Raw genomic sequence first — 8,203 nt, forward strand, 5'->3', positions numbered from 1 at the left:
GCCGACGACGGCGGTCCCGCGGAGCCTCCCAAGGCACCCCCACACCCCCGCCCGCTGACCCACCGCACGCCAACCGGGCCCCCTCAGGAGATTCTGAGGGGGCCCGTTGCCGTTGTTACGGCATAACGGCACACGCGCGTGAACAGGGAGAACGGTTCGATCCTGTGACGGCATGACGGCATGACGGCATGACGGCGCGATACGGTCCGAGCATAAGGAAAGAGACGGTGATCAACCAGAAGGGTGGGGTCGGTAAGACGACCAGCACCTGGAACCTGACGGGCACGTGCGCTAAGGGCGGGCTGCGCACGCTGATGGTGGACTTGGACCCGCTGGGGAACCTGACCACGGCGGCCAAGAAGCCGCGCGCCAAGGCGCCCAAGGCGCTGTCGGCCGCGATGCTCGGCCGCTTCGACGGCCCGGCGCGCGAGCTGGTGGTGCCGGTCGCCGAACGGCTGGACCTGCTGCCGTCCGGCCTCTGGCCGAAGCCCGCAAGAGCGGCCAGACCATCACCCAGTGCCAGCTGCGGGCGTGCAGCCGGAATACGCGAGGAAGGGCTCGCGTGGAGGCGCTGACCGGACCGAAGCGCGGCTCCGTCCGGTCTCCCGGTCGGCATTTGCGCAGCTCAGGGTGTTGCGACGTGTGGACACGGCGTTCTGGCCCACGCTTGGCGGCTGTCCACAGCCGAAACCCCGGCCTCTGCTCCACCCTCCTGACCCGCGCGATGATTCCTTTCTGCCGTATTCCGGCCGGGCCCCTCTTACGTGCCGATCTCCGCGCACTCCGGTTCCGGGCGGGACGACCGGACCGGCAAGACCGGTCCTTGCGTCCCCGCTCTCCGGGCCCCGCACGGCCCGGAAGTGGTTCCCACTTCTACATCTTGCTTCCGGGCGTCCGGCCGCTCCGGACCGGCAGGGACCGTCCCGCACTTGGACCTTGACTTGGCTCCATCCGGGATGCTCATCGGCGGCATCGGTACCGCTGAGCTGGGCGTTCGCGCATGGCTCGTCCGCCTGGCCCTCGTTATCTCGTGGTCCTGGTGCTCGTTGCCGGGCGACACGGGCCGGCTCCGTCCGGCTCCGAAGTACGAAGGTCGTACGTCTCCGCCACTGGGTGTCAATAGGCGTTGCCGCTGGTGGGCGTGTCGCCGACAGCGCGACCGTCGCGCAATGCCTGGCCCTCGGATGCGTCCTGACCTGCGGTGGCTACTATTGGACGGCTGGCGGTTTCATAAACCGGACCGGCGCTGAGGTGCGACCGCGTACGGCGGGGCGTTCGTTTAACGTTCTTGGAGGTTCCCGATGCGCGCATTGATCCACGACCCGGACGCACCCCAGGGCCTTCGGGTCGGCGAGGTCGCTGATCCGCAGCCGGAGCGAGCGCAGACGGTGGTCGAGGTCCGGGCGGTGTCGTTGAACTTCGGCGAGGTCGCCGACCTGTCCCAGCGCACCGAACCGGGTGGCGTCTCAGGCTGGGACGCGGCGGGGGTCGTCGTCGAGGCGGCGGCGGACGGCTCGGGTCCGGAGGTCGGAACGCGCGTTGTCACTTGGGGTCCGGCCGGCGCCTGGGCGCAGCTACGCGCGGTCGAATCTGCCAAGCTCGTGACGGTGCCTGACACCGTCGACCTCGGCGTCGCGAGTGCGCTGCCGGTGGCCGGAGTCTCCGCCCTGCAGGCGCTGCGCGGTCTCGGCCCGGTCATCGGCCGGCGGATTTTGGTCACCGGCGCGTCCGGCGGTGTTGGCCGGTACGCGGTCCAGCTCGGCGCCTTGGCAGGGGCTCATGTCGTCGCCGCCGTGGGCAGCCCGGAACGCGGAGCCGGGCTGACGGAGCTGGGCGCCGCCGAGGTCGTCGTCGGGCTCGACAACGTGACCGAGCCGGTTGCCGGAGTCCTGGAGAACGTCGGCGGCGCCCTACTGGCCCAGGCGTACGGGCTGCTGGCCGAGGGCGGCATCGTCCAGTCCATCGGGCACGCGTCCGGAGCGTCGACCTCGATCGATTTCGAGGCCATCCGGCATCTGGGCAGCAGGCTGCGCATCGAGGCGTACCGACTCGACTGGGCATTCGGCCCGGACCTCGCCTATCTCCTCCAGTTGCTGGACCAAGGGCGGCTCGTCCCGCAGATCGGCTGGCGCGGCTCCTGGGACCGAGTGGCCGAGGCGGCGGCGGCACTTCTGGAGCGCCGGATCCGCGGCAAGGTCGTGCTTGACGTCACGTAGCGATGCAAGTCACAGGTGTATGCCATCGGCTGATGGTGTCGGGTGGAGGCCGAACAGGTCGGCGATGGCGGTCTGCGGGAGGCCGCATCTGTGGTGCGGAGGGCGGCCAGCAGCTTGTCGGCGAGTGCGCCATCGAGCGGCTAGCTGGGCGCGGCACCGGAGTCCCACGCGGTGACTGCGGCGAGCGCGGCCCGGCACGTCAGCTCGTCGACTCGGCACCCAGGCGGCTACGCGACCAGGCCGAGGTTGACCAGGGTCGCGATTGCCTTGCGCAAGTTGTCGCGGTTGACGAACAGGTAGCGGGTCGTCCGTAGCGCGGCCTCGGCCTCGCCGTAGCGGCCGCCGTCGGCGACCCGCTTGATCCCGATGTTGGTGCCCAGCGCATACAGCACGTTGTCCCCCTCGGGCCCCCAACCCGAAGCCGAGTACTGAGGGGCTACCGCTATTTTCTGCACTCAGCCTCCTTGCGGGCCTGGTGCCGTCGGCGTGCGGCCTGGGAGCCTTCGGACTGGCAGGAGCCGTTGATCGAGTGATTTGTGTTCTCGGCAGCGGTTGCCGTTCTGGTCACTGTTCGTGGTCGCTGGGGGCGTAGCGCTTCCACGAACCTCCTGCTTGAGCAGCGATGTGGGTGGTGGTTTTGTCGTGGAATCCCAGTGCTCGGCGATGACGGGTGCGGAAGCCTGGGGGACGAGTTGGCGTAGCGCGGGGGCACGGCCCGCTGCTCCCGGGATGCCCAGGTCTCTGACCTGGTCGGCCAGACTGCGTGAGTGAAGCGGCCGCCCAGCGCGTCCGGGAAATAGCCATTCGTTCCAAGAGCGCCGTCCGTGGCTTCGGCGGTGGCGCGTAGGAGCAAGTCGGCGAAGGGCTCGGGGACGGGTGTCGGAGGGTGTCCGGAGCCGGACGAGGACACAGTCGTCTTCATGGAGGACGTCGTCGATGGTGAGCAAGACCAGGCGGCTGGCGGGTTGAGCGTAGAGAAGCGTGAGGCTGGGCTGGCCGCGACCCGAGCACGGATCGGTCCGGCGGTCTCGTCCAAAACTCGACGGAGGAGTTCCAGTCGCCGGTGCTGGGTGAGGCGACGGCCTTCGACTTTGTGCAGTCTCGGCAGGACGAGGGGCTGCGGGGAGCGGCCCGTGTTGATCGCCCAGTTGAGGAGGGCGCGGAGAGAGCGCTGCTCGTGTTGTGGTGGCTGGCGTGCCAGCGGTTGGTATGGGCCTGGGTGAGGTGGGCCAGGCCGCTTTGGTTGTGGTCGAGCCAGGTCAGGAACTCGTCGGCGCGGGTGAACTCCTGGAGTGCGTGGTTGCCGGCGCTGTCGGTCAGGGCCCCCGGGCGGCGCGAGCACGGAGCCTGGGGAGTGGTGCCAGGTCGCGAAGTGCTCAAGGAGTTGGCGGTGCGGTTCGCCTTCCAGCTCGACGAGGCGGCGCCGCAAGCGGCGCGCGAGGAGCCCAAGGGGAGCCGGAGCGCCGAGAACGGCGCCGCGCGGCCCTCAGAGTGGCCTCAGAGCGCCGAGAGGGGCGGGGTGACCTTTAACCCCCCGCCTCTGTCGGTGATCGCCCGTGAGGGCGCCGTTCAGTGTCGCAGGACGCGCGGCGGGTGGTGGGTGCGCTGCCGAGGGTGGTCCCGGACGGGGCGCCGGGCTGGGTGCTGGCGGAGATGGCGGTGCGCGTGGACGCGCTGCTGGCGGATGGCCGGACGCCTGTCGAGATCGTCCGGGCGGCCGAGGTGGTCCCGCCGATCGGCCCGCGGGGCTACATGGACGCGCTGCACGGGGTCCGGGCCGCGCTGCGCGCCGGCGGCTGCGGCCGCCAGGCCGACGAGGCCGCCGCCGGCGTCGTGCGGTGCGAGGGGTGCGGCGCCCGCCGGACCGGCACCGCGACGTGCGACCCCGTCGAGGTCCTGGCCGAGATCGACGCCCCGGAGTCCCTCTGGGACTCCGGGGCATCCGCGCGAGTCGACTCCCTGAGGGGGTTGGGGTGGGGTATCGGCCGGGCCCCCGGGCTCGTGGGGAGGGAGCGGGCCCCCAGTGCCCACCGGCCTCAACCGCATCAGGCAGTGCGCCTCCCCACGGTCCCCAGCCTCCCCAAACGGTGACCTGCGCAGACCTGTGCAGGTCAACGCGGAGAGGACGCAGCGGGAAGGGCCTGGAGACAAATCCCCAACCCGCAGAGCGCATCCAACCGCCTTAAGTGCCTGTTCCTGAACCTCGGTGACCCGATCGGTGCGTTCCCTAACGTCAGATGCCACGCGGTCGAGGGTTGTGGTTTCGGGAAAGGCGCGGACGGTCTTGTTCACCTGCGGCAGGAAGCTGCGGGCAGCTCATGTTGAGATGCAAAGGAGAGGGTGTACATGTCAGCGTTGTCTGATGCGGCGGGTGCACGGGCCGCCGAGAAGAAGGCTTTCAACCGCCACGGCAACAGGTCCCCCATCTACCAGGAGGTCCACCGCAGGGCTCAGGAGGCAATCCTGAAGGCCAGGGCGGCGGGTCACTCCTACGCCGAGATCGAGGCGGCGGCCAACACGGAGGCCTAGGAGCCGCGAACCAGACTCTGGGGGCCCTCCCAAGTCCCCAGAGCCGACCACAAGTGCTGAAGCCGACCGGGTTTCATACAAACACTGACGGGCCTCCCACCGGGGGGCCCGTCTCTTTGAGCACGTACAGAGTTGTGGCACCTCGCGCCCGGTTTCCGCCATCGTGGGCTTCTCGGTCTACGGTGGTGTCAGGGGGCGCCTTCTGATCGTGCGGCGCGGTGGTTTCCGTGGGGGGTCTAACGGCCTAACTCGGCTATCCGCGACGCGCGAGGCCCCGTTGGGGTTCTTACAGCAACGGCCTTGCGGAGGCGCGGCTGTCGGTGCGCAAGCGCGCCCACCTGCACTTATCCCGCGATTTTGCTGACTTTCGGGGGTTTGAGAGAAAGGCCCTACGCGCGCGAGAAGGCACAGGATCCGAGCAACCGGAGGCGCCCCCCGAACGAGAACTTTCCTTACGTGTTCAAGGGCGCCCGCCGGGCGGCGGCCGCCAGGACGTCGATGGGCCTCGAGCGTGCGGCCTCGCTGGGCCGGTCCCGGGGGCCGGGTGGTTGCGGAGCAGGACCACGGCTAGGAGCACGACGCTGAGGGGCACGGCAGCGAGGTAGGCGAGAGCCGATCACGCGGCCCACTCGATCCGGGTCTGGCCCCTGCTGGGCTGCGGCCCGCGCCTTGGCGAGCTGGGTGTAGACGTCACCGATGTAGGACGCCGACCGGGTGGCCCGCTCGGCCGCCGCGCGGACGCTCAGCCCGGCTTCCCACGCGGCCTCAATAGCGGCGCGCGCGGCCGGGGCGTCCAGCCGGGCACCACCTTCGGCAGCAGCGGCTCGATCCGCTCCCACAGGCTGTCGGCCACGATCCATGGGGGTTGCTCGCCCTTACGCACCCGTCCACACCACACTTGACCATCACTACCTGTCGCACCACATGCACATTTTGTTATGACCTCTTAACGGAAAGCCGCATGCCCGGGGCCCGCCGACGTCCTGACGGCGCCGTGGTGGGCGCCTTTGAAGACGTAAAGAAAGTTTCTCATTCGGCTGGTCACAGCGTTGTCGTGGTGGTTGGCCAGCCGAAGACTCCGACCGCCGCCAGCGGCCGGCATCCCGCCGGTGGTGACGGCCGCCGGCTAGAGCTAGAGGCGCCGGTCTAGATCTAGCGCAGACCTAGTGCCGTGCAGCAGGTCATACATGTCCCCAGGTAGGTACATATTGGGGAACAGTGGACCACCAGGATCGAGGACGCCTGATTGGTCGAGATCGCCAACGGAGAGCGGCACGTACCGGGCCGACTCCACCAGTTCGCTGGCTGTCGCGAGGGCGTTAGGGTCATCGGCTGCGACGGCGACGGCCCATGTGTTTGGCTGGCGCATCGCACGGCTCACGAGCAGTTCATCCTGGACGTGCGTGAAGGCGCGGGCGACCTTGGCGTGCGGCAAGAGGTTCGCCAGCCACCGCCCGTGAGGCTTGTCTAGGACCGATCGAATCCGTCCGTCGTCAACGCGGACACCGTTCGCCAGGTCGATCACAACAGTGTCGGGTGCGATGGTGCGTAGCAAGTCGATGTTGGGCTCGATCGCGACGTGCGGGAGGGCGATGAGAACAACCTCGCTCTGCGTGGCGACGTGTTCAAGAGTGCTGGACGGAAACCCAGTGTCAGCCGGTGTGCGCGAGCCGAGAGCAACGTGGTGGCCTGCTCGGCGTAGGAGTTCGCCGAGGCCCTGCCCCATTCGACCCGTGCCTAGGATGCCCACCTTCATGACATGACCTTTCATGGTTACTATTGATTACCAACACTACGGTAGTAACTATGGTTCTCAGGCACCAGAAGGCACTTCGATGACCGATAGGCACACGATTGTGACCGCCCAGGCGCGCTTCAGCGCCGAAGACTGTTCGCTTAAAGACGTCCTCGAACGAGTCGGGGACAAGTGGTCAATCCTCGTCGTGGCGGCGCTTGCGCGTGAGCCCTACAGGTTCCGCGCCCTACAACGAGCCATCGAGGGGATCTCCCAGCGGATGCTGACACTCACCCTCCAGCGACTTGAGCGGGACGGGCTGATCACCCGAACCGTCCTCGACATGCGGCCTCCTCACGTCGAGTACGCACTCACCCCCACAGGCCAGTCCCTGACCGTCCCACTCCGGTCACTCGCCGACTGGGCCGAGGAGCACCGTGGCACCATCGCCGAGAGCCGGGCCCTATGGGATGCGAAGCGGTCAGGAGCCGACACCGGGGGTGAGGAACGTCCGGCCCCGGATCGTGCGCCTGGGCTCTCAAGGCGCGCGCGGGGGCCGTCGAGATCCTGAGTGCCCGGCAAGGCCTGTGCGTGCGCGAACCGATGACCATCGGACGGTCATCGTGCCAGCGAAAGTCGCTGGAGCAGTCTCATCGCTATACGCGGCAGTGTGCCCCGCACGGGTGCGGGCTCGCGAGGTCCGCAGCGCGCGGGACGAAGCCGTTCAGGTCGACGCCGGTCTCCTCCGCCAGCTCCCGCACCAGCGCGGCTGGGGCGCTCTCCCCGGGCTCGACCATGCCGCCGGGCAGGGCCCAGGCCCCGCAGTCGGAGCGGCGGATCAACAGCACCCGCTGGTAGCGCCCGGTACCGGCGATCACGATCGGGTCCACCGCCCGGTTCTCGCCCCACTTACCGAGGTTGCGGCCGGTCTTGCCGGTGCGGCCGCCGGGGTGCAGGGGGCGGCCCTGGGCGTCGGCCTGGAACGCGATGAGCGCGGCGGCGTGGCGATCGGCGAGGTCGGGCAGCGCGGCAGGGTCGGTCGCGGGCTCGGCCCAGCCGTCGGCGACCGACGTGTCGAGTCCGGCGCCGGGTCGCAGCTCGGGCGGGGTGATGTCCACCGGGGCGTAGGCGCTCCACGACACCGACCACGATCGCAGGTGCTCGGGTACGACCGGCGGCAGCCCGGCGAGCGGCACGCCTTGGAGCACCAGGTGGTGCGGCGTCCCGGCTTCCCGGTCCGGTCCGGTACCGGACCGCCGCACATCGGACATCCCTCGGCCGATGCGACATCCGGTGAGGCGACATCGACGCGCGTACGTCGATGACGGGTGTGACGACGTCGTTCAGCGCGGCGACCAAGGTCGCGACCGCCACCGCGGCGGTGTGGGCCAGGGCGGGCGAGTCCGGCGCCGGCGGCTGGTCGGGCAGCGCGACGTCGTGCAACGCGAACCCCAGCTGCACGGTGGTCAGCGCGTACCTGCGGTAGTAGTCCGAGCGGCGGAGTACCTCCTGTTCGCTGGGCTCGACCGGCACGGACTCGCCTTCGTAGGACTCGTTCGGCCAGCTCTGAACCACTCTCCCCGCCGCTCTCGTCTCCCCCCACGACGGGCGGGACGTCCTCGGGCCGTTAACGAACGTTAGTGGGACACCCGGAGGCTCGCCGACGCGTGGGCGAGGGGGACATCAAGGGCCCTGACGTTGCCGAGTGTCGCGGACGTGGACG

The 8,203-nt window shown here is 69.4% G+C and carries 9 protein-coding genes; 6 read left to right on the forward strand and 3 right to left on the reverse strand.

The annotated features are described in order from the left end of the window. Positions 1-227: 227 nt before the first annotated feature. The gene (locus AB0C84_RS44700; RefSeq protein ID WP_361078682.1) at positions 228-575 is read left to right on the forward strand and encodes an AAA family ATPase; all 348 of its coding nucleotides are present in this window, start codon (positions 228-230) and stop codon (positions 573-575) included. Between the two features lie 726 nt (positions 576-1,301). Then, on the forward strand, positions 1,302-2,216 hold the full coding sequence (locus tag AB0C84_RS44705) for a zinc-binding dehydrogenase (protein WP_361078685.1): 915 nt from the start codon (positions 1,302-1,304) through the stop codon (positions 2,214-2,216). 227 nt (positions 2,217-2,443) lie between these two features. On the opposite strand, the gene AB0C84_RS44710 is transcribed toward AB0C84_RS44705, so the two are convergent. Further along, the gene (locus tag AB0C84_RS44710; protein WP_361078688.1) at positions 2,444-2,608 is read right to left on the reverse strand and encodes a Tn3 family transposase; all 165 of its coding nucleotides are present in this window, start codon (positions 2,606-2,608) and stop codon (positions 2,444-2,446) included. Between the two features lie 1,180 nt (positions 2,609-3,788). Here AB0C84_RS44710 and AB0C84_RS44715 point away from each other — a divergent pair. Beyond that, the gene (locus AB0C84_RS44715; RefSeq protein WP_361078691.1) at positions 3,789-4,307 is read left to right on the forward strand and encodes a hypothetical protein; all 519 of its coding nucleotides are present in this window, start codon (positions 3,789-3,791) and stop codon (positions 4,305-4,307) included. A gap of 255 nt (positions 4,308-4,562) precedes the next feature. Further along, positions 4,563-4,745, forward strand: a complete 183-nt coding sequence (locus tag AB0C84_RS44720; protein ID WP_361078694.1) for a hypothetical protein — start codon at positions 4,563-4,565, stop codon at positions 4,743-4,745. Between the two features lie 1,132 nt (positions 4,746-5,877). Here AB0C84_RS44720 and AB0C84_RS44725 read toward each other — a convergent pair. Further along, positions 5,878-6,501 (reverse strand): NAD(P)-binding domain-containing protein, encoded by a 624-nt coding sequence (locus AB0C84_RS44725; RefSeq protein ID WP_361078696.1) that lies wholly within the window; start codon positions 6,499-6,501, stop codon positions 5,878-5,880. 79 nt (positions 6,502-6,580) lie between these two features. Between AB0C84_RS44725 and AB0C84_RS44730 the strand changes: the two genes are divergently transcribed. Then, on the forward strand, positions 6,581-7,051 hold the full coding sequence (locus AB0C84_RS44730; RefSeq protein ID WP_361078699.1) for a helix-turn-helix domain-containing protein: 471 nt from the start codon (positions 6,581-6,583) through the stop codon (positions 7,049-7,051). A gap of 85 nt (positions 7,052-7,136) precedes the next feature. Here the strand turns inward: AB0C84_RS44730 and AB0C84_RS44735 are convergent, their stop codons facing one another. Beyond that, complete coding sequence (locus AB0C84_RS44735) at positions 7,137-7,751, reverse strand: NUDIX domain-containing protein (protein ID WP_361078702.1); 615 nt, start codon at positions 7,749-7,751, stop codon at positions 7,137-7,139. Positions 7,752-7,801: 50 nt separating this feature from the next. Here AB0C84_RS44735 and AB0C84_RS44740 point away from each other — a divergent pair, with 50 nt between their 5' ends. Then, a complete protein-coding gene (locus AB0C84_RS44740) occupies positions 7,802-7,966 on the forward strand; it encodes a hypothetical protein (protein ID WP_361078705.1) in 165 nt (54 codons plus the stop codon). Positions 7,967-8,203 lie beyond the last annotated feature (237 nt).

Source organism: Actinomadura sp. NPDC048955 (genome assembly GCF_040649435.1).
In the GTDB taxonomy this organism is placed as follows: domain Bacteria; phylum Actinomycetota; class Actinomycetes; order Streptosporangiales; family Streptosporangiaceae; genus Spirillospora; species Spirillospora luteofluorescens.